Raw genomic sequence first — 19,334 nt, 5'->3', positions numbered from 1 at the left:
GACGGGGTCTGGCGGGTCGCCTGTGCGTCTTCGTAGGTTCGACGGCGATGAACACTTCCCACACCACCGGAACCGCCGGTGCGACGACCCGACGACGCCTCGGCGCCGGCGCGGCCCTCGCCACCGCCGGGGTCCTGGTCGCACTGTCCGTCCCGTCCGCAGCCGTCGCCGCCGAGGGCGACACGACGATCGACATCATCGACGTCAACGACTTCCACGGTCGCATCGAGTCCGAGGGCACCGCCGCCGACAAGGCCGCCGGCGCCGCGAAGCTCGCCGGCGTCGTGCAGTCGTACCGCGAGGCCAACCCGAACACGATCTTCGCCAGCGTCGGCGACAACGTGGGCGCCTCGACCTTCACCTCGCTCATCCAGCAGGACTCCCCCACGATCGACGCCCTGAACGCCATGGACCTCGACGTCAGCGCGATCGGCAACCACGAGCTCGACAAGGGCCAGGACGACCTGACCGGCCGCATCGAGGACCGCGCCGACTGGCCGTACGTCTCGGCGAACATCGTCAAGGCCGGCACCACCGACCCCGCGTTCACGCCGTACTCCATCGTGGAGAAGGGTGGCGTCAAGGTCGGCTTCATCGGTGCCACCACCGAGGACCTCATCCCCGGGCTCGTCAGCCCCGGCGGCGTGAAGGGCCTCGCGATGGCCCCGATCGTCAGCCAGGTCAACCGGTACGCCGAGCAGCTCACCGACGGCAAGGACGACAACGGCGAGGCCGACGTGCTCGTCCTGCTCGTGCACGAGGGCGCCACCACGAGCGCGCTCTCCGACGCCACCGGCACCGGCGCGTTCGGCAAGATCACCTCGGGCGTCTCGTCGAAGGTCTCGGCCATCGTGTCGGCGCACACCCACGCGACGTACAACCACTCCATCGCCGGCCCCGACGGCACGAAGCGTCCGGTGATCCAGGCCGGGTCCTACGGGGTGAACCTCGGACACCTGCAGCTCACCGTGGACGCCGACAAGCAGCTCACCGGCATCACGTCCTCGGTCACCTCCGTCAACGAGGACAAGCGTGTCCCCGCCGACACCACCTCGGTCAACGCCGTGAGCGACATCGTGACCGCCGCGAAGGCCGTCGCCGACGTCAAGGGCGGCGAGAAGCTCGGCGAGATCACGGGTGACCTGCGTCGCGCCGTGCAGTCCGACCGCAAGGCCGAGAACCGCGGCGGCGAGTCCGTCCTGGGCAACTACATCGCCGAGGTCCAGCGCAGCGCCACCGAGCGGAACGGCTCGCAGGTCGCCTTCATGAACCCGGGCGGTCTCCGCACCGACATGGTCTACGCGTCCAGCGGCGCCGGCGACCCGGACGGCACCGTCACCTACAAGGAGGCCGCGCTCGTCCAGCCGTTCGCCAACACCCTGGTGACGAAGGACATGACCGGCCAGCAGATCAAGAACGCCCTCGAGCAGCAGTGGCAGCCGGACGGCCTCGAGCGTCCGTTCCTGAAGCTCGGCGTCTCGGACGGCTTCGCGTACACCTACGACCCGTCGAAGGGTCGCGGCGAGCGCATCACCGGCATGACCCTCGACGGCAAGGCGATCGCGCTGACCGACACCCTCAAGGTGACCGTCAACTCGTTCCTGTCGACCGGTGGCGACAACTTCGCCGCCTTCGCGACCGGCACGAACGTCGCCGACTCCGGCCAGGTCGACCTGCAGGCCCAGGTGGACTACTTCCTCGCCAACCCGAAGGTCACGCCCCCGGTCGACCAGCGCGCCGTCGGCGTCACGGTCACACCGACCCCGGCCGGTGGCTTCCAGCCCGGTGACGCAATCGAGCTCGACCTGTCGTCGCTCGTGTTCAGCAGCGAGGACCCGGCGAAGGCCGGCTCCGTCTCGGTCACCGCGGACGGCAAGGAGCTCGCATCGTCGGCGATCGACCCGACGATCACCGACAAGAACGACGAGCAGGGTCGCGCGACCCTGACCGTCACGGTCCCCGAGATCGAGGCGCCGGCCGCACGCGCTTCCGCCCGCACCGCAGGTTCCGTCTCGCTCGCCGCGGTGGCCGAGCCGGTCGCCACGACGGACGCGCCACTCGTCGTCACCCTGCCGGGTGGCCAGACCGTCACCCTCGCCGTGACGATCCCGGTCGCCGCAGCGGTCGACCCGACCGACCCGACGGACCCGACCGACCCCACGGACCCGGTCGACCCGACCCCGGCTCCGACCCCGAACCCGGGTGGCGGGGTCATCCCCGGCGCGGGTGACGGTGACGACGCGGGCATCGGTGGCGTCGGCGGGACCGACGACGACCCGCGCGCCGGTGGCGACCTCGCCTACACGGGTGCGGACCTGACCGCTCCGGCGATCGCGGCGGGCCTGCTCCTGCTCGCCGGGATCGCGGCACTCGTGGTCCTCCGCCGCAACCGCGCACGACGTGCCGCGACGGTCCTGACGGACTGACCCAGAGCCTCCGGGCACACACGCGAACGGGCCGTCTCACCCTGGTGAGGCGGCCCGTTCGCGTCGGCCAGGAGGCCCGGAGCACGTCCGGCGCACACCTCGCGCGACCCGGCGGTCACGGTTGCTGTCCCATCCCGGTCGATCACTGCGGAACCGCGGATCCGCGGGGTACTCTCGGGGTTGTCGCACCGCGACGCGTCGTGCCGGGTCGCTTTCAGCAAGTCGACGGTGGTTCCGTTCGGCGAGACTCCGCGACGCGGGCGTCCTCCGCCTCCAGGGAAACGGCGGAGGGCGCCCACCCCTTCGGGTCAGCGACTCAGGTCAGCGGAAGAGCTGCTCGCCGATGTACGACCCCTTGCGCGGTGCCGGCGGCACGGCGAACACCGCGGAGCCGATGTGCGAGACGTACTCGTTCAGCCGGTCCGAGGCGCCGAGCTTCCGCTGCAGGCGCGTGAAGTGGTCCGGGTCGTTCACGTAGGCGATGAACAGCAGCCCGGCGTCGAGCTGGCCGTACTCGTTGAGCCCGTCGGTGTAGTTGTACGGCCGGCGCAGGATCTTCACGCCGCCGTTCGCCTCGTGCGCGGCGAGGGCGATGTGCGACGTCGCGTCGATCTTCGTCGCACCGTCGTCGTCCTTGGCGTGGAAGTCCGGGGTGGTGTGCTCTTGCCCGCCGGAGAGCGGTGCGCCCTGGATCTTCGTCCGCCCGAACACCCGCTGCTGGTCGCTGACGACGTCGGCGTCCCAGGTCTCGATGTTCATGCGGATCTTCCGCACCACCTGGTAGCTGCCGCCGGCCATCCACCCGGCGTCGCGGTCGAGCCAGACGAAGCGGTCGTGGTCGGCGTCGGTCGTGATGTTGCGGGTGCCGTCCTTGAACCCCATCAGGTTGCGGGGCGTGCTCTGGTGCGGCCCGGCCGATGCCCGGCCGAAGCCGAGCACGGTCCAGCGGACGGTCGCGGTGCCGCGGGCCATCCGTGCCAGGTCGCGCACCGCGTGGTACGCCACCTGGGGGTCGTCGGCGCAGGCCTGCAGGGACAGGTCCCCACCGGTCAGGCCCTCCTGCAGGTTGTCGCTCGGCAGCGTCGGGATGTCGGCGAGCGAGGCCGGACGGCGGTCGGACAGCCCGAAGCGCTCGTCGAAGACACCGGGGCCCAGGCCCACCGTGACGGTCAGGGACGCCGGCCCGAGGTCGAGCGCCTCGCCGGTGTCGGCGCCGACCCCGTTGCCGTGCGCGGGTTCGACGCTGCCGACGGTCTTGCCGGCCTGCAGCTGGGCGATCGCGGCCGACCATCGGGCGAGGAGCACCTGCAGCTCGGTCGTGACGGTCGTCGACAGGTCGAACGTCATGTAGACGCAGTACCGCTGCGGGGTGGTGCGGATCCCGCCCTGCGGCTGCCGTGCCGCGGTGGCGTAGAACGGCTGGCTCTGCGACAGGTCGATCGACTCGTCGCCGTTCGTCGCCGCCGTGAACGGGTTCACGCCGGTCGCCGCGGTGGCGCCGCCGATGCCCGCAGCCGCGCCGACCCCGGCGCCGGCCACGGCCAGGCCGGCGCCGAACAGACCACGGCGGGAGACGTTCGCCCGGGGTGCCTCGTCCGCGCGGGGTGCCTCGTCCGGCTCGGTCACGCGGTCGCGACCTTCTCGGCCAGACGGGACAGCGGGTCCTGCAGCGCCTGGATCTGCTGCGAGATCGTGTTCGCGTCGGACTTCTTGGTGGCGGCGTCCCACGTGGCGAAGCCGCCCAGGTCGTCGGCGTCGCGGTAGCCGTCCATCATCGTGTTCGTGGCGTCGAACTGCTTCGCGATCTGCTTCGTCAGGGTCGGGTCGAGCTTGGTCAGCCCCGGCTTGAGGTACGCGAAGGCCTGACGGGCACCCTCGACGTTGGCGGCGAGGTCGACGAGGTCGATGTGGCTGTACGCCTCTTCCTCGCCGGTGATCTTGTTCGACTGCACCTCTTCGAGCAGGCCGGCGGCACCGTTCGCCAGGTCCTCCGGCTTGTAGTCGAGCGTCGGCACGAGCTTCGCGAGCAGCTGCACGTCCTCGGTCAGGTCCGCGGCGGTCCGCTTGGTCGACGCGGTGATCTTCCCGGCCTGGAACAGGTCCTTCTCGACGGCGTGGAACCCGCTCCAGCCGACGGCGGGGTCGAGGTTCGAGGCACGCATGTCGATCAGGTAGTCGAGGTTGCCGGCGTTGTCGGTGGCCTTGAACCCCTTCTTGACGAAGCCGTCGACGTCGCTCTCGACGTGCTCGTAGAACGGACGGGCGTTCGCGTAGTCGGTCTTCGCCGCGTCGAGGTCGCCGGCGTCGATGTGCTTCTGCATCTGCTCGACCGCGGCGACCATGTCGGTGACCTGGCCGTCGACGTAGGTCGCGTAGCCCTTCGTCCCGTCGCGGAGCAGGGTCGAGGCGCTGCTGTTCGCGGTCGACGCGGCCTTGCCGGTGACGGTGAAGTCCGTCAGCTCGGTCTCGGCACCGGGGCAGTACACCTGGTACTCCCCGCCGGTCAGCGTGGCGGTGAAACGGACGGCGTCGAGGCCGGGCGCCAGGTTCTCCTTCTCGCCGAGGATCCGCTGGTCCTGCAGCAGCTCGACCTCGGTGATCGCGGTCGACGACTCGTTCTTCACCGTGAAGGTGACGGGGCCCGCGGGGACCTTCGTCGAGGACACCGCGCAGGCGTCCTGCCCGTCGTTGGTGAGCGTGATGGTGACGCGGGAGACCTTCGCGTCGCCGGAGCCGGAGCCGTCGGCTCCGGTGGACCCGCCGGCGCACCCGGTGAGTGCGAGGGCGGTGACGGCGCCGAGGGCGCCCAGGGTGATCAGGGGTCGGACGGGCTTACCGAAGGACATGGTCGGTGCTCCTTGCAGGGTCCGCGGCCGGAGGGCCACGAGCGGGGACGGGTTCGGGGGTGGGGGTGGTGGGGAGTCGCCGGCGACGGCGGTCACGGAGGGCCAGCAGCGCCTGCGCGGCGGCCGCGATGCCGAGGGCGATCGGCAGCCAGGCCTTCCAGAGCAGCAGGTCGGCGGACCGCGAGTCCGCTGCGGCCACCGAGGCGGCCGACCGCTCGACGCGGGCGTCGGGGACGGACCAGACGGTGCGGTCCAGGGTCGTGGTGCGCGCGGACGGGAGGCCCCCACCGCTCAGCGTCAGCACCTCGCGTTCGTCGCGGGTCGCGTCCAGGACCCCACCGCGGACGGTCCACAGGGTCACCGTGTCGCGCACGGCCCAGCGCGCCGCGAAGGGGCCGGGGTTCGTCGACGGGGAGACCCCGACGGGCAGGCGGCCGAACAGGGTGACGAGGTCGTCGAGCGTCAGCGTCGACGGACGGTCGGCACCGCTCCCCTGCTCACTGGTTCCGTCCTGCACGACGCGCCACCGGTCGGCGGCCACGCCCGCGCGGGTGACGCGGCGGTGGGCCGACGTCGGCAGGGTGATCCGGGCCTCCTGGCCGGTTCCGGTGCCGGCCACGCGGAGGACGCCGGACGCACCGTCGACGCTGGCCGAGACGGAGCTGGCGTCGCCGCTGACCGCGGTGGTGTGGGGCAGGTCGACCCCGCCCGTCGGCACGGCGATCGCGAGTGCCGCTGCGGCCACGGCGAGTGCGCCGGCGACGACGGCGCGCACCCGGGGCACGCGGTCCGGCGACGGACGCCAGGCGCGCGGCCAGAGCGTCAGGGCCAGCACCGGGACGACGTAGAGGACCCAGCCGAGCACCTCGATGACCCGCGGGTCCGGCGGGATGCCGAGCACGCCGGTGACCAGGGCGCCCTGCACCGAACCGTTCGGGGCGAGCCACGACAGGTCGACGGTGCGCTGCTGGCCGATGACGATCCAGCCGGCCTCGTGCGCGCGGCGGAGGACGGTCAGCACCAGGCCGCCCGCGACGAAGACCAGGAAGACCCCGGTGCCGGTGAAGAACCGCGACAGGTTGAGGCGGACGCCACCGGTGTAGATGCCGAAGCCGACGACGACCGCGGCCGCGATGCCGATCACGGCACCGAGTGCGGCGAGGCCGGTGTCCGACGATGCCTGGAACGTGGCGAGGAGGAACACCGAGGTCTCGAAGCCCTCCTTCAGGACGGCGAGGAACGCCATGCCGGCGAGGGCCCAGGCGGTGCCACGGCCGAGCGCTGCAGTCGCACTGGCCTCGAGGTCGGCGGTCAGGGTGCGCGCGTGCGTGCGCATCCAGACGATCATGCCCGTGACGAAGACGACGGCGATGATGCCGATGACCGTCTCCATGCCCTCCTGCTGGGCCTGCGGCAGCGCCTGCTCGACGGCCTGCAGCCCGAAGCCGACGGCGATGCTGAGCAGCACCGCGAGCCCGACGCCCGACCACATCGGGGCGAGCGGGACGCGGTTGCGACGCAGGAACGCGGCGATGATGCCGACGATGAGCGTGGCTTCGAGGCCTTCACGGAGACCGATGACGAGAGTGGCGAGCATGACGAAGGTGAGGCTAACCTAACCGCCGAACGGCCCGCCAGTCGTGCGACGTGATGTTTGATGGTTCTCATGAACCTGCTGTCCGTCGACGGCCTGGCGTCGGTCACGAACGTGCTCGACCTCGCCGGGGTCTTCGCGTCCGCCCTGCTCGGCGGCTCCATCGCCCGCGCGATGGACTTCGACCTGTTCGGGTTCCTGGTCGTCGGGTTCGTCTCCGGACTCGGCGGCGGGATGCTCCGCGACACCCTGCTGCAGAACGGACCACCCGTCGCGCTCGTCGACCCGCTGTACGTGCCGGTCGCCGTCGCCGGGGCGCTCATCGCGTTCCTCGTGTCGTTCTCCGAGCTCACCTGGGACCGGCTGTTCACCGTGCTCGACGCCGCCGTGATCGGGTTCTGGGCCGTGGTCGGCGTGCAGCGCACCTACGACGCCGGGCTCGACTGGCCCGCCGCGATCATCATGGGGACCATCACCGCGGTCGGCGGCGGGGCCATGCGCGACCTGCTCCTGCGGCGGGTGCCGGCGGTGTTCGGCGGGAACGCGCTGTACGCCACCGTGGCCGTCGCGGCGTCGGCCGTGATGGTGATCGCCTCGGCGCTCGGGTCGCCGTCCCTCGGCATCCTGCTCGCGATCACGCTGTCGCTCGGGCTCCGCTGGGGAGCGGTCCGCCGGGGTTGGGGGCTGCCGAACGGCCGTGACTGGCAGCCGAAGTCGACCCTCGGTTCGCTGCTGCGGCGGGGTAGGAGCCTGCGACCGGACGCGCTCCGGTTGCTCCGGCGTCCGGGCCGTCGGACCGGTGCCGGCAGTGTCCGAGAAGAGCACGAGGACTGAGGGGCTGTCCTCCGCGGCTCCGCGACGGTACGATCAGTACCGCCGGGTATCGACCTGGCTGTTCTGCCGGGCACGTCCCGGTGAACGCTGTCCGCACAGCACCGACGCGACCCGAACGCGGCGGTTCCGAGCAGACGTGGGGATGGGGGCTTCGCTGATGCCGCGCGGGATCAGACGCGCGGCGCGGCAGGTCTCCACCACGATGCTCTCCCCGACGACCACCGGCACAGGTCGGAGCAGCAACCGATGAGCGACGACGCTTCCCCCACCCAGCGCATCCCGCGGGCCGAGGTCCGGGAACGCCTGCTCGCCGCCGGAGCCGCGGTCTTCGCCGAACAGGGTGTGTACGGAGCGCGGCTCGACGACGTCGCCGCGCGCGCGGGGTTCAGCAAGGGTGCGGTCTACTCGAACTTCTCGTCGAAGGAAGACCTGCTCGCCCAGGTCATGCAGCGGTCCACGAACGTCGTGCTCAGCTCACTGCAGGAACTCGTGCACGCGGACATCGCCGCCGTCGACGTCGGGGACGTCCTGCGCGCCGCGTTCGGGCAGAACGACCAGAGCGAGCAGTTCGCGCTGCTCTCGGCGTTCCGCGGGTACGCCGTCCGGCACCCCGAGTTCCTGCCCGAGTTCATCCGGCAACGCCGGATCCTGCAGGACGGGGTACTGGAGCTGGTGCGGTTGTGGCTCGGGGCGCACCCCGAGGTCGAGGTCGGCATGACCCCGGAGGAGTTCGCGACCGTGCTCATCGGGGCGAACGTCGGCCTGGTGTTCGACGCGCCGGCGCTGCCCGGAGTCGACCCCGGCGAGCGCATCGCGACCCTGGTCGAGGCGGTCATCCGCCGGCGCTGACGCTGGCGGCGCCGCGCCCGAACGGTGCGAGGTTCCGTAGTCCGTGCGAGGCCGCGCCGGTCGCACGGAGTACGGAACCTCGCACCACTCGGCGCACCCTCGCGCCCGCGTCAGGCCGTGCGACGATCCCGACGGCGGGGCTTCGGCCCGTCGTGGGACCAGGCGGACGACGGCAGCAGGCTCGGCGGCAACAGGCGCGACCGGACGACGCGCACCGTGGGGACCGAGGCGTCGAGAGCCCCGCGAGCGTCGCGGACGTGACGTTCCAACGCCGCCGTGTCCACCGATGCAGCCCCGCCGGCGGCGAAGCGCTCGCGATCGACCGCGTCGACCGCGGCCTCCAGGTGCGGCACGACCGACTCCGGCAACCCGGGCCGCAGGCGTCCGAGCACGGCTCGGGCGGTCCGGGCCACGGCGGCGGCGTCACCCGGCGGCGCGAGGCCCGGGGCGTACCCGTGGTCGGCGACGTCATCGAGCAACTCGCGCCACGCCTGCACGGCGGGTGACCGACCGGCAGCGATCGCCGACAGCCTCGACCGGCGGCGGACAGCACGCACGAGGCCCGGGGCGACGAGGACCGCGAGCACGAGCAGCAGGCCCACGAGCAGCCCGACCGGTCCTCCGCCGCCGCCGGTGCCGGACGCACCCGTGGCACCCGGAACCGGGGACGCCGACGGGGTCGGTGACGCTGACTCGTCCGCCGGGGTGGTCTGCTCGGGTGCCGGCAGCGGGGTCTCCGGTGCCGCCGCGGTCGGCGAGGCCGAGGGCTCCTCGGACGGAGCGGCCTCGTCGGAGTCGGGCGTCGGCTCGAAGGCGACCCACCCGGCGCCCTGGATGTACAGCTCCGGCCAGGAGTGCAGCTGCCGGTTCGACACCGCGTACTCGCCGTCGGGCTGCGGCGACCCGGCACGGTACCCGACCGCGATGCGCGAGGGGATGCCGAGCGTGCGGGCCATCACGGCCATCGCGGACGAGAAGTGCACGCAGTACCCGTCGCGGACCTTCAGGAACGTCGAGACGACGTCCATGCTGTCGCCGTCGTAGCCCTGCTCGACGGGGGCGGTCTCGGAGTAGGTGAACAGGTCGCTGCGGAACCACTGCTCGAGGGCCCGCGCCCGCCCGTAGTCGTCGGTCGCGGCGGCGGCGACCCGGGTCGCGGTGGTCGAGATGTTGGCGGGCAGGTCGTCGGGCAGGGCGAGGTCGGTGCGCAGCTGCTCGCGGCTGGGCTCCCGGAAGCCGCGGCCGTCGGAGCGGGCGAGCACCCCCGAAGCGGCGACCGCGTCGAGGTAGTCGTTGGCGAACGTCGAGGCCCCGTAGACCTCGTACATCGCGCCGCGGGCGGTGGCGGCACCCGTCGACCGGACGGTGCTCGAGTTCCCCATCCACCGCCACTGCGACAGGTCGAGGTTGGTGGACTGCGACTCGATCGACACCGCACCCGACGGCACCGGCAGGTAGGTGCTGGACAGCCCGGTGATCCGGACCGTCACGTCGCCACGGCTCGCCAGGCGCGGGTTGACGCCCTCGGCCCACTGCTGCTCGTCGGCGGTGTCGGCCTCGGCCGCGTTCGTCACGGTCGGCACCCAGTCCCCCGTGCCGAACTCGTCCAGGTCGGCGAGCTTGAGGTACTCGGGCTGCCCGTCCGACGAGCGGTACCGGAACACCTCGAGCTCGCTCGGACGGCGCAGGTCGTTGCCGAGTTCGAGCAGGGTGCCGGGCCGTCCGGGCTGGATCGGCGACTGGATCGCACCGGTCACGCCGGACAACCAGCTGGCATTCAGCGGCACGATCGTCGGCAGCCCGATGGCCACGACGAGCCCGATCGCCCCGACGACCGCGGCCGGCAGTGCACGCTGCACCGGGCGCACCGACAGCCAGAGCAGCGCGAGGAACGCCACCGCCGTGGCGATGACGAGCGGGGTGCCGGCGGGCTGCCCGGTGATGACGCCCGGCACGATCAGGATGACGAGGGCCGGGGCCGCGGCGAGCGACGGGATCCGCGCGATGGCGGCGAGGAACAGCGAGACCGCAGCGACCCAGCCGATCGACGCGGTGACGACGAGCCGGATCGCGTCGGTCTGCGGCAGTGGTGCGGGGTTCAGGCGGATCGCGGCGAGCGTCTCTCCGAGGGCCCCGTCGGCGTCGAGCCACCCGAGCGGTTGGATGTCGTTGACCAGTGCGGCGGCGCACGAGCAGGCCATGACCGTGCCGACCAGGACGACGAAGCGGATGCCGGGCGTCTGGCGGCGCACCGCGAGCATCACGGCGACGAGCACGGCGACGACGACGACGCCCGATGCCCACCAGGCGATGCCCTGCACGAGCGGCCGGATGGCGAGGGCGGCGAGGAGCACGGGCACCGGCGCGAGGGCAACGACCCAGGCGCTCGGGACGTCACGCAGGTCGTCGTCGCGGTCGAGGATCTCGCGCACGTCGGCACGGCCACGCGCCGGCGCGCTCACCCCGGTCACCGTGCGGCTCCGGACGGCGTCGCGCCGACGACCGGCACCACGAGGGTCCGCCAGCCGCCGCGGTCGAGGATGCCCCGCACGGCCGGGTCCGGCGGCACGATCGTCGCCAGGATGCCGCGGCTCGACCCGCTGGTCGCGCTGACGAGTTCGGCGGCTTCCTCCGCGGTGCAGGTGCCCGTCACGACGGCGGTCATGCCGTGCACGTCGCGGCCACGGACCTCGGGCAGGACGTCGGTGACTTCGCGGGCATCGGAGCGGAGCCGGACGTCGGCGAGCCCGACCAGCACGTCGGTCAGCCCGCCGACGTCGCCCGCGTGCCGGGTCGCGCCTTCGGGACCGTCGAACACGAGCACGACACGGGAGGTCCGGGCGGCGAGCGCACGGGCGACACTGGCGGCCACCACGACGGCGTGCTCGAAGGCCTGGTCGCCGCCCAGGTCGGAGAGCTCGGCGAGGTCCTCTCGCCCGAGCCGCTGGTAGGACTCGCGCCGGACATCGAGGGCGATCACGGCCTCGGGCGGCTGGGCCTGGGTGGTCTGGCGGACGTGGAGTTCACCGCGCCGAGCACTCTGGGCCCAGTGCACCCGGCGGATCGGGTCGCCCGGTCGGTACGGGCGGAGTTCGCTGTCGTCGGCCGAGCCACCCTGTCCGACCCGGCCCTCGTCGGCCGAGACCGCACCGGCGAGTGCCCCGGCGTCGATCGCCCCGAGGGGTGCCGAGGCCGGGACGACGACGACCTCTTCCGCCGGGACGACGGGACGGTCGATGCGGAGCAGGCCGAACGGGTCCTCGACCCGGATCGTCACGGGGCCGACCAGCGAGCGGCCACGGTGCATCGCAAGTGCCTCGACGTCGAGCACGGCCGGCGGCAGGTTCGGCCCGACCTCGGCGTAGGTCTCCGCCTCGGCCAGGCTGGCGAAGGCGTCCTCCAGTTGTTCACGCACGAGCAGCGTCGCCCGCGGGCCGATCGGCAGGCTGGTGCTGCCGAGGGTGATGCGTTCCCGGTAGACCTCGCCCACCTGCACGATCGCCCGTGCGGTGCTGCGGCTGCCGCGGAGCGGGGTGGCGACGACGAACGCCATCACGATGCCGAGCACGACCAGCACGAGCAGCAGCAGGCCTGCCGTGACGGCGACGCTCGTGGTGCCGACCAGACCGCCGCCGACCAGGCCGATGCCGACGGCGATGACCGTCCAGCCCCGGATCGTCGGGCGCGGGAACGGGGTGCGTCGGGCCAACGACAGCCCCCGGCGGCCGAACCGGGCCGCCGTGGACCGCGCGGCACCGACGCGTCGCAGCAGCGACGGCGGTGCCGATGGACCGGCCATCAGGAGCGGACGGGGGTGGCCGTGAACGGGATGGCGGTGTCGGAGACGATGCGGACGACGATCTCGCGCACGGTGTCCTCGCCGGTGCCGCCGAGCCCGCGGGCGACCGGCACGAGCCGGTGCGCGAGCACGATCGGGGCGAGCGTCGCGACGTCGTCGGGGGTGACGAACGGGCGGCCGAGCAGGGCTGCGTGCGCACGGGCTGCCTGCGCCAGGTGCAGCGTCGCGCGGGGGCTCGCACCGAGCACGAGGTCGGGGTGGGTGCGCGTCGACCGGACGATCGCGATGATGTACGCCTCGACGTCGGGGGCGATGTGCACCCCGGCGACGGTCTCGATGATCGCCCGCAGCGTGGTGACGTCGACGATCGGCCGCAGGCGCGACAGCGGGTCGCTGCCGCCGCGGTTCGCGAGCATCTGCCGTTCGGCGTCGACGCTCGGGTAGCCCATCGCGATGCGCGCCATGAAGCGGTCCCGCTGCGCCTCGGGCAGCGGGTACGTGCCCTCCATGTCGATCGGGTTCTGCGTCGCGACGATCATGAACGGCCGGTCGAGCGGACGCGTCACACCGTCGACGGTGACCTGCGACTCCGCCATCGCCTCGAGCAGGGCGGACTGGGTCTTCGGGCTGGTGCGGTTGATCTCGTCGCCGATGACCACGTTCGCGAACACCGGGCCGGGCGAGAACCGGAAGGTGCCCGACGACTGGTCGAAGATGTTCACGCCCGTGACGTCGGACGGCAGCATGTCCGAGGTGAACTGGATGCGGTTCACGGACCCGCCGACCGAGGCGCCGAGCGCCTTGGCGAGCACGGTCTTGCCGACGCCGGGGACGTCCTCGACGAGCAGGTGCCCCTCGGCGAGCATCACCGTCAGGGCCGTGCGGATGGCTTCCGCCTTGCCGTCGATCACCGTGGCGACGGAGGCCACGATGTCGTCGCCCACCGCCCGCACGTGTTCGAGCGGGAAGGCGGGGTGGGTCGGCTCCGGCACGCAGGGCTCCATCGTCGGGGACAGGTGTCGTGCATGCTACATCGGGCCGGTGACAGCACCCGGTACGGGTGCACGGACTGGTCGTTCCGCGCACCGGTGGCCGATCCGCGTGTGGTGGGGCCGGGAGGCACGGCCCACCACACGCCGATCCGTCACCCGGTGCGCGGAACGGTTCACGGGCCTCCAGGCAGTGTCCGGGTCGGCTGACGGACCGTCAGGACCGTAGGCGCCAGCGCCGCATCCGCGGCGCGCAGCACGCGTGCGGCGACCGCGACTCCTTCCTCGCGCCCGAGCTCGGTGTCCTCGTGCTCGATGTTCACCCACATGTCCGGGTCGATCGCACGCAGGGCCTCGAGGAACGTCGTCCAGTACGCCTCGTCGTGGCCCTTGCCGAGCGCGACGAAGTCCCACGCCGACGGTTTCGGCCACTCGTTCGCCCACTCGTCGCCGCCGAGGTTCGTCCGTGATTCGTCCGGCGACAACCGGCGGAACGAGTTGTCGAGCACCCCGTTGATCGCGGCGTGCGGGTTGATCCGGACGTCCTTCGCGGCGGCGTGGAACACGAGCGGGCCGAGGTCGTGGGCGACCGCGACCGGGTCCATGTGCTGCCAGAACAGGTGCGAGGCGTCGAGCTCCACCCCCACGTTGGTCAGCCCGCCGCGCTCGACGAGCTCCCGGATCGACGCAGGGTTGAACACGAGGTTCTGCGGGTGCAGCTCGAGCGCGACCTGCACACCGTGCTCCCGGGCCAGGGCGTCGATCTCCTGCCAGAACGGCACCGCGACGCTCCACTGGTGCTCGAGGACGTCGAGCGCGGCCGAGTTCCAGGCGTTCACGATCCAGTTCGGCCGCGTCCCGCCCGGCTCCCCCGCCGGCAGTCCGGACATCGTGACGACGCGGTCCTGCCCGAGGCGGGCCGCGAGGCGGATGCTGCGCCGGACGTCCTCGGCGTGCGCGGGACCGATCGCCGGGTCGGGGTGCAGCGGGTTGCCGTTGCAGTTGAGCCCGGCGATCTCGACGCCGGTCCCCGCGAACTGCGCGAGGAACGCGTCACGCGCCGCATCGTCCTGCAGGATCGCGTCGATGTCGGGCACGTGCACCGGGGGCAGGAACCCGCCGGTGTTCAGCTCGATGCCGGTGAGGCCGTTGGCCGCGATGACCCGGAGTGCGTCCTCGAGGGGCCGGTCGTGCAGGATCGCGTTGTAGAGACCGAGTTTCATGCGCGGACACCACCCTCCGTGGTCGGGACGACGGCGTCGGCAACGTCGACGGACGTGCCCCCTGCCGCGGCGGACCGTGCCACCGCGTCGAGGACCTCCATGTTGTGCACGCCGTCGTCGAACGTGGCGTTCGCGGGCAGGGCATCGGGCACGGCGCCGGTCAGCCCGGCGATCTCGTCGAGGAACGCCCGCGCCTGGTACTCGAACATCTGGTTCTGCCCCCAGCCGACGCCCGGGGCGTCCATCGCCATGCCACCGGCGACGTAGGGGTGGTCCGGGCCGAGCACGACCTGGCGGTACCCGCCCAGACGCGAGCCGTCGGACTGCAGCGCGAGGCCGATCTCGGAGGCGCGCTCCTGGTCCCAGCGGGCGGCGCCGCGCTCGCAGAACACCTCGATGACGAGGCCGTTCGGGTGCCCGGCCGCGACGCGGGAGGCCTCGAGCGACCCGACCACCGTGCCGTCGCCGAACCGTGCGCTGAACGTGGCGTAGTCGTCGTTGCCGACGGCCGCGGTCTCTCCGGTGAGCGGGACTGCCTGCCCCCGCAGCGCGTGACCGGCCGCCACGGGTCGCTCGGTGATCGACGTGGTGAACGTCCCACCGCTGACGCTCCGGACCGGGCCGGCCAGGAACTCGGCGACGTAGGACAGGTGCGAGCCGACGTCGGCGAGCGCGCCGGATCCCGGCTCCCCCGCGAACCGCCACGAGAACGGGACGTCGGGCGAGGCGCCGTAGTCGGTCCAGTACCGGCCGGAGACGTGCAGGACCCGGCCGAGCGTGCCGTCCTCGACGAGCTCCTTGATGGCCGCGAGGCCGGGAGCCCGGCGGTAGGTGAACCCGATGCGGCCGAGCACTCCGCGCTGCTCGGCCTCGGCAGCGGCGGACGCCATCGCGCGTGCGTCGTCGAGCGAGTCGGACAGCGGCTTCTCGCACAGCACGTGCTTGCCGGCGGCGAGCAGCCCCTCGACGATCTCGCGGTGCAGGGTGTTCGCGACGACGACGCTCACCACGTCGATGTCGTCCGCGGCCGCGATGGCCCGCCAGTCGGTGTCGTGCCGCTCGTAGCCGAAGCGCCGTGCGGCCTCGGCGGCGAGGGGCTCGTAGACGTCGCCGACCGAGACGAGCCGGACCGGCGGCAGCGTCGAGGTGAAGAGGGAGGGTGCGTTCCGCCACGCAGCCATGTGGGCCTTGCCCGCCATGCCCGCGCCGATGACGGCGACGCCGATGCTGTCGCTTATGTTCTCTCCTTCGAGAAGGTCGCTGGATCCGGATTCTGGAACGTTCCAGAACGTGTCGGTAGACTGTAGCCGCACCAGCCCATGTCCTGTCAAGCACCGTGCCGGAAAGGCTCAGCGTGACCCCTCGCCCGCCGACGATCATCGACGTCGCCGCACGCGCAGGCGTCTCGAAGTCCCTGGTGTCGATGGTGCTGCGCGACGATCCCGGGGTCTCCCCCGCCCGCCGCGCCGCGGTGCTCGCCGCCGTCGCGGACCTCGGCTACCGCCCGAACCGCGCCGCCGCCATCCTCGCCGGCACCCGGACCCGCACCATCGGCGTCATCGTCGACGACTTCCGGAACCCCTGGTACGTCCCGATGCTCGACGGCATCCGCGAGGCCCTCGCCCCGCACGGCCTCCGCCTCACCCTGGCCGACACCCGCGCCAACGCTCACCTGGGCTCCTCGCCCTTCGACGACCTGGTCTCCCTGCGGGTCGACGGCGTGGTGCTCGCCGCCGAGGGCTTCCCCGACGTCGTCGTCCCCGCCGACACCCCGATCGTGGTCGCCGGCGCACGCGAGGACGTCCCCGGCGGACTCGACGTGGTCGCCTCCGACGAAGCCGCCGGCGGACGGTTGGCAGCGGATCACCTGATCGGCCTGGGTCACCGCCGCATCGCCCACGTCACCGGCTCGGGAGGCCCGGCTGCCGTCCGCCGTCAGGCCACCGTCGCGCAGCTGGTCGCGTCCGGCATCGAGCCGCTGGTCTACGGCTCCGGCCCGACCTCGGAGACGACCGGCTACGAGGGCATGCGACTCGCCCTGCGGGAGCACCCCGATCTGACCGCGGTGTTCGCCGCGAACGACGTGATGGCGATGGGCGCGATCGCCGCCGTGCAGGAAGCCGGACTCCGCGTGCCGCAGGACGTCTCGGTGATCGGCAACGACGAGACCCCGCTCGCCGCCTCCCCCTTGCTGCGCCTGACGACGGTCGACCCGCACAACGACGAGGTCGGGCGCCTGGCGGCCGCGCGGTTGGTCGAGCGGATCGGTGCCGCAGCGGGAACGCCGGCCGCTCCCCTCCGGACGCTCGTGCCGCCGACGCTCGTCGTGCGCTCGACGACGGGGCCGCCGCGCCTCTGAACTCCGCTACTCGGTCGAGCGTCTGCGCCTCCGTCGGGTCAGGACCGAGCGACCTCAGCGAACCCGGCGGAGAGCGCACCGACCCGAGCCTCGCGCTCGGCGAGTGCCATGTTCCGAACCGAGGAGAACACGAACTGCTTCGCTGCGATCGGGCGCCGTTCGAGGAGTGCGTCGAGCTCGCGTGCGCGGGGTCGCGACACGATCACGGCGGCTTCGCGCCCGAGTACACGAGCGGCGACGTGGTCCGTGTTGGAGCCGTACTCCTCCATGAGCTCGATCCGATCGTCGTTCCAGGATGCCTCCCGGACCCGTTCGTCTTCGCAGTACCAGTCCACCGCCAGCGCAAGGTCCTGTGCGTCACGGTCGTTGGCGTGTCCACGGTCCACCCAGGCTCGCAGCTTGAGCAGCGTGTACCCAGCCGCGGTGGGGAAGCGGACACGGTGCCCGCTCGGCAGGTCGACCCACGTCCCTGCGCTGAAGACATCGGCCATCCCGAACACGCTCATCTGCTCGCGGCGGCGGGCCGGTGTCACCACGCCGTCGGGGTCCTCGACCCGGCCGAACGGCATGAAGTCCACTTCCATGTCGGCGACCACGAAACGCACGCCGTTCGAACCGGTCCGCGTGTACGTCGCAACGACGTCCTCGTACGTCTGCCAGTCGTCTGTGGCGATAGCGATGTCCACGTCGGAGGTCGCACGCACGGTGTCAGTCCGGCCGAACTGGACGTGATGGAGTCGGTCGCGAGCCTCCGCGCCGATGATCATGAGGCGCGCGGGGTCGACCTGTCGACCCACGAGGTCTCGGACGACGTGATCGACGACGTCGAGACGTTCATCCGAGTGCATCGACGAGTCCCGTCTCCGCGCGGACTCTGGCCGCTGCTTCCTGCGAGCGAGAATCACCAGCAGCCATGAGCTCCGCGTACACGAGCAGTGGCGGCGCCGTCCTCACTCCGGACGGATAGGGCCGCGGGTCGGTCCAGAAGGCTTCCCGCACCCAGATGTTCGGCGTGGCCCCGGCACGCCAACGGTTCTCGAGCGCGAGCGCCGACGACCATGGCCGAACCCACAGTGACAGTGTCTCGGGCCGCAACCACGCGGTTGCCGCTTCACCGCTCCGGAACACCTCCACCCCGTCCACCGCCTGGACCTCGAGGGTCTGGCCGGCGAAGGCCCGCGCTCGTTTCTCAGCTCCGAGACCCGAGGCGAACGCAGCGGACCACTGGTCGATGAGCTGCTCGCGGGCTGCACCTCCGGGTCGGAGGTCCGCCTCGTCCGTCCCGGATGCCCTCAGCGAGTCGACGACCTCGCTGGCGAGCCCGACGGACACACCTGCGACCCTTGCGATGGTCCGACGCGGCGCTGACATCATCCCCGGCCAGGTCAGCAGGACGAACAGGACCTGCGCTCGTCGGTTGCTGAAGAGGTTCACGTTTCGACTGCTCACACCGCGCTCCTCGGGCGCGCCCGGTCTCGTCCGGCCCCGCACGTCCACGAGTACCCCGTCGTGCCGGATGAACGCGTTGCCAGCGACGTCGACGAAGCAAGTCCCGAGCGATCGGAACTGCTCTGCAGTCCGGGCTGAGATCTTCGCTCCGACCAGCAACGTCGGTGTCGACTTCACGTTCCAAGGTGCCCGTCGCAGGGACTCCATCGTGAGCGGCTCGAGGAGTGCGATGTCCACCGGCCACCGCCAGCTCGGGTCGCCCTCACGGGTGAGTACAGCGTCCCAGAGAGCAGAGCCATCGAACCCCTCAGGCTCCCTCGAGGCTGCTAGGTCGAAGCCGTACTCGCGGAGCCGCGCGGTGGTCTCGTACACGATCCGGTCGTCCATGCCGCTCCTCGTTCAATTTTTCCTGATGTTCAATCTAATTGAACGAGTCGGAAAAATGAACACCAGAAGCGGATCAGGCCGGAACACCTTCGAGCCGCTCGACGGACTCGGCCAGGTCGGCGAGTTCGGGGACGTCGTGCGCCTCGGCGAGGGCGCCCTCGAGCGCCTCGGCGTGGATCGGTGTCGCACGCTCGAGCAGGACCTGCCCGGCGTGCGTGAGCTCCGTGTAGAGCCCGCGACGGTCGTCGGCGCACAGGACGCGGGTCAGCAGGGCACGCTCCTCGAGCCGGTTCACCAGTCGGGTGGTCGCACTCGGGCTGAGGGCGGCCGCGCGGGCGAGCTGCTGCATGCGCATGTGGAAGCCGTCCTGGCGGCGCAGGGCATCGAGCACCGTGAACTCCACGACGGACAGGTCGACCTGCCGGAGGGCCCGCTCCAGGCGCGTCTCGATCAGGCCGTGCAGCGCTGCCAGGGTGCGCCAGCCGTGGGCGCGGACGGCGGTGGAGGTGTCGTCGACGGACATCGGGGCTCCTTCGGTCGGTGCAGACGACGACAGTTGCTTGCGCGGATACCCCGCGT

15 protein-coding genes are annotated in these 19,334 nt (G+C 72.1%); 4 read left to right on the top strand and 11 right to left on the bottom strand.

All coding sequences use genetic code 11. From position 1 onward, the window contains the following. Positions 1-47: 47 nt before the first annotated feature. The gene (locus HP445_RS05685; protein ID WP_128780832.1) at positions 48-2,426 is read left to right on the top strand and encodes a bifunctional metallophosphatase/5'-nucleotidase; all 2,379 of its coding nucleotides are present in this window, start codon (positions 48-50) and stop codon (positions 2,424-2,426) included. Between the two features lie 321 nt (positions 2,427-2,747). On the opposite strand, the gene efeB is transcribed toward HP445_RS05685, so the two are convergent. From efeB to efeU, 3 genes are read right to left on the bottom strand one after another with little or no spacing between them, the layout of a single operon-like run. Continuing rightward, on the bottom strand, positions 2,748-4,052 hold the full coding sequence (efeB, locus tag HP445_RS05680; protein ID WP_128780831.1) for an iron uptake transporter deferrochelatase/peroxidase subunit: 1,305 nt from the start codon (positions 4,050-4,052) through the stop codon (positions 2,748-2,750). Next, positions 4,049-5,272, bottom strand: a complete 1,224-nt coding sequence (gene efeO, locus HP445_RS05675) for an iron uptake system protein EfeO (protein ID WP_128780830.1) — start codon at positions 5,270-5,272, stop codon at positions 4,049-4,051. Before efeO ends, efeB begins: the two co-directional genes overlap by 4 nt. Continuing rightward, a complete protein-coding gene (gene efeU, locus HP445_RS05670) occupies positions 5,259-6,869 on the bottom strand; it encodes an iron uptake transporter permease EfeU (RefSeq protein ID WP_128780829.1) in 1,611 nt (536 codons plus the stop codon). The genes efeO and efeU overlap by 14 nt, the downstream gene beginning before the upstream one ends. Before the next feature lie 69 nt (positions 6,870-6,938). Here efeU and HP445_RS05665 point away from each other — a divergent pair, with 69 nt between their 5' ends. Both HP445_RS05665 and HP445_RS05660 read left to right on the top strand, forming a co-directional pair. Continuing rightward, on the top strand, positions 6,939-7,700 hold the full coding sequence (locus HP445_RS05665; protein WP_071406483.1) for a trimeric intracellular cation channel family protein: 762 nt from the start codon (positions 6,939-6,941) through the stop codon (positions 7,698-7,700). A gap of 246 nt (positions 7,701-7,946) precedes the next feature. Next, on the top strand, positions 7,947-8,549 hold the full coding sequence (locus HP445_RS05660; RefSeq protein WP_128780828.1) for a TetR/AcrR family transcriptional regulator: 603 nt from the start codon (positions 7,947-7,949) through the stop codon (positions 8,547-8,549). A 110-nt stretch (positions 8,550-8,659) separates the two neighbouring features. Here HP445_RS05660 and HP445_RS05655 read toward each other — a convergent pair whose 3' ends face one another. The 5 genes from HP445_RS05655 to HP445_RS05635 form a co-directional block, all read right to left on the bottom strand. Then, positions 8,660-11,011: a transglutaminase TgpA family protein gene (locus tag HP445_RS05655; protein ID WP_128780827.1), complete on the bottom strand. Its 2,352-nt coding sequence runs from the start codon at positions 11,009-11,011 to the stop codon at positions 8,660-8,662. 5 nt (positions 11,012-11,016) lie between these two features. Further along, the gene (locus HP445_RS05650; RefSeq protein ID WP_111032893.1) at positions 11,017-12,348 is read right to left on the bottom strand and encodes a DUF58 domain-containing protein; all 1,332 of its coding nucleotides are present in this window, start codon (positions 12,346-12,348) and stop codon (positions 11,017-11,019) included. Next, positions 12,348-13,352, bottom strand: a complete 1,005-nt coding sequence (locus HP445_RS05645) for an AAA family ATPase (RefSeq protein ID WP_071406487.1) — start codon at positions 13,350-13,352, stop codon at positions 12,348-12,350. Before HP445_RS05645 ends, HP445_RS05650 begins: the two co-directional genes overlap by 1 nt. Before the next feature lie 161 nt (positions 13,353-13,513). Then, the gene (locus tag HP445_RS05640) at positions 13,514-14,560 is read right to left on the bottom strand and encodes a sugar phosphate isomerase/epimerase family protein (RefSeq protein ID WP_128780826.1); all 1,047 of its coding nucleotides are present in this window, start codon (positions 14,558-14,560) and stop codon (positions 13,514-13,516) included. Beyond that, complete coding sequence (locus HP445_RS05635) at positions 14,557-15,798, bottom strand: Gfo/Idh/MocA family protein (protein WP_128781074.1); 1,242 nt, start codon at positions 15,796-15,798, stop codon at positions 14,557-14,559. The genes HP445_RS05640 and HP445_RS05635 overlap by 4 nt, the downstream gene beginning before the upstream one ends. Before the next feature lie 116 nt (positions 15,799-15,914). On the opposite strand from HP445_RS05635, the gene HP445_RS05630 reads away from it, so the two are divergent. Beyond that, entirely contained in the window at positions 15,915-16,919 is a 1,005-nt protein-coding gene (locus tag HP445_RS05630) for a LacI family DNA-binding transcriptional regulator (RefSeq protein WP_128780825.1), read from the top strand. A 38-nt stretch (positions 16,920-16,957) separates the two neighbouring features. Here the strand turns inward: HP445_RS05630 and HP445_RS05625 are convergent, their stop codons facing one another. From HP445_RS05625 to HP445_RS05615, 3 genes are all read right to left on the bottom strand, one after another. Continuing rightward, positions 16,958-17,605, bottom strand: a complete 648-nt coding sequence (locus tag HP445_RS05625) for a hypothetical protein (protein ID WP_128780824.1) — start codon at positions 17,603-17,605, stop codon at positions 16,958-16,960. Positions 17,606-17,753: 148 nt separating this feature from the next. Continuing rightward, complete coding sequence (locus tag HP445_RS05620) at positions 17,754-18,755, bottom strand: type IV toxin-antitoxin system AbiEi family antitoxin (RefSeq protein WP_128780823.1); 1,002 nt, start codon at positions 18,753-18,755, stop codon at positions 17,754-17,756. Between the two features lie 73 nt (positions 18,756-18,828). Beyond that, entirely contained in the window at positions 18,829-19,278 is a 450-nt protein-coding gene (locus HP445_RS05615; protein WP_128780822.1) for a MarR family winged helix-turn-helix transcriptional regulator, read from the bottom strand. Positions 19,279-19,334: the final 56 nt, after the last annotated feature.

The organism is Curtobacterium flaccumfaciens (genome assembly GCF_013359815.1).
GTDB lineage: Bacteria > Actinomycetota > Actinomycetes > Actinomycetales > Microbacteriaceae > Curtobacterium > Curtobacterium flaccumfaciens.
This window is presented reverse-complemented; position numbering and strand designations above follow the sequence as displayed.

What these genes read in the sequence shown, in the direction of transcription:
- HP445_RS05615 (WP_128780822.1), bottom strand. Translation starts at nt 19,278, where the DNA reads ATGTCCGTCGACGACACCTCCACCGCCGTCCGCGCCCACGGCTGGCGC.
- HP445_RS05660 (WP_128780828.1), top strand. Translation starts at nt 7,947, where the DNA reads ATGAGCGACGACGCTTCCCCCACCCAGCGCATCCCGCGGGCCGAGGTC.
- HP445_RS05640 (WP_128780826.1), bottom strand. Translation starts at nt 14,560, where the DNA reads ATGAAACTCGGTCTCTACAACGCGATCCTGCACGACCGGCCCCTCGAG.
- HP445_RS05620 (WP_128780823.1), bottom strand. Translation starts at nt 18,755, where the DNA reads ATGGACGACCGGATCGTGTACGAGACCACCGCGCGGCTCCGCGAGTAC.
- HP445_RS05645 (WP_071406487.1), bottom strand. Translation starts at nt 13,352, where the DNA reads ATGGAGCCCTGCGTGCCGGAGCCGACCCACCCCGCCTTCCCGCTCGAA.
- HP445_RS05685 (WP_128780832.1), top strand. Translation starts at nt 48, where the DNA reads ATGAACACTTCCCACACCACCGGAACCGCCGGTGCGACGACCCGACGA.
- efeO (WP_128780830.1), bottom strand. Translation starts at nt 5,272, where the DNA reads ATGTCCTTCGGTAAGCCCGTCCGACCCCTGATCACCCTGGGCGCCCTC.
- efeU (WP_128780829.1), bottom strand. Translation starts at nt 6,869, where the DNA reads ATGCTCGCCACTCTCGTCATCGGTCTCCGTGAAGGCCTCGAAGCCACG.
- HP445_RS05665 (WP_071406483.1), top strand. Translation starts at nt 6,939, where the DNA reads ATGAACCTGCTGTCCGTCGACGGCCTGGCGTCGGTCACGAACGTGCTC.
- HP445_RS05650 (WP_111032893.1), bottom strand. Translation starts at nt 12,348, where the DNA reads ATGGCCGGTCCATCGGCACCGCCGTCGCTGCTGCGACGCGTCGGTGCC.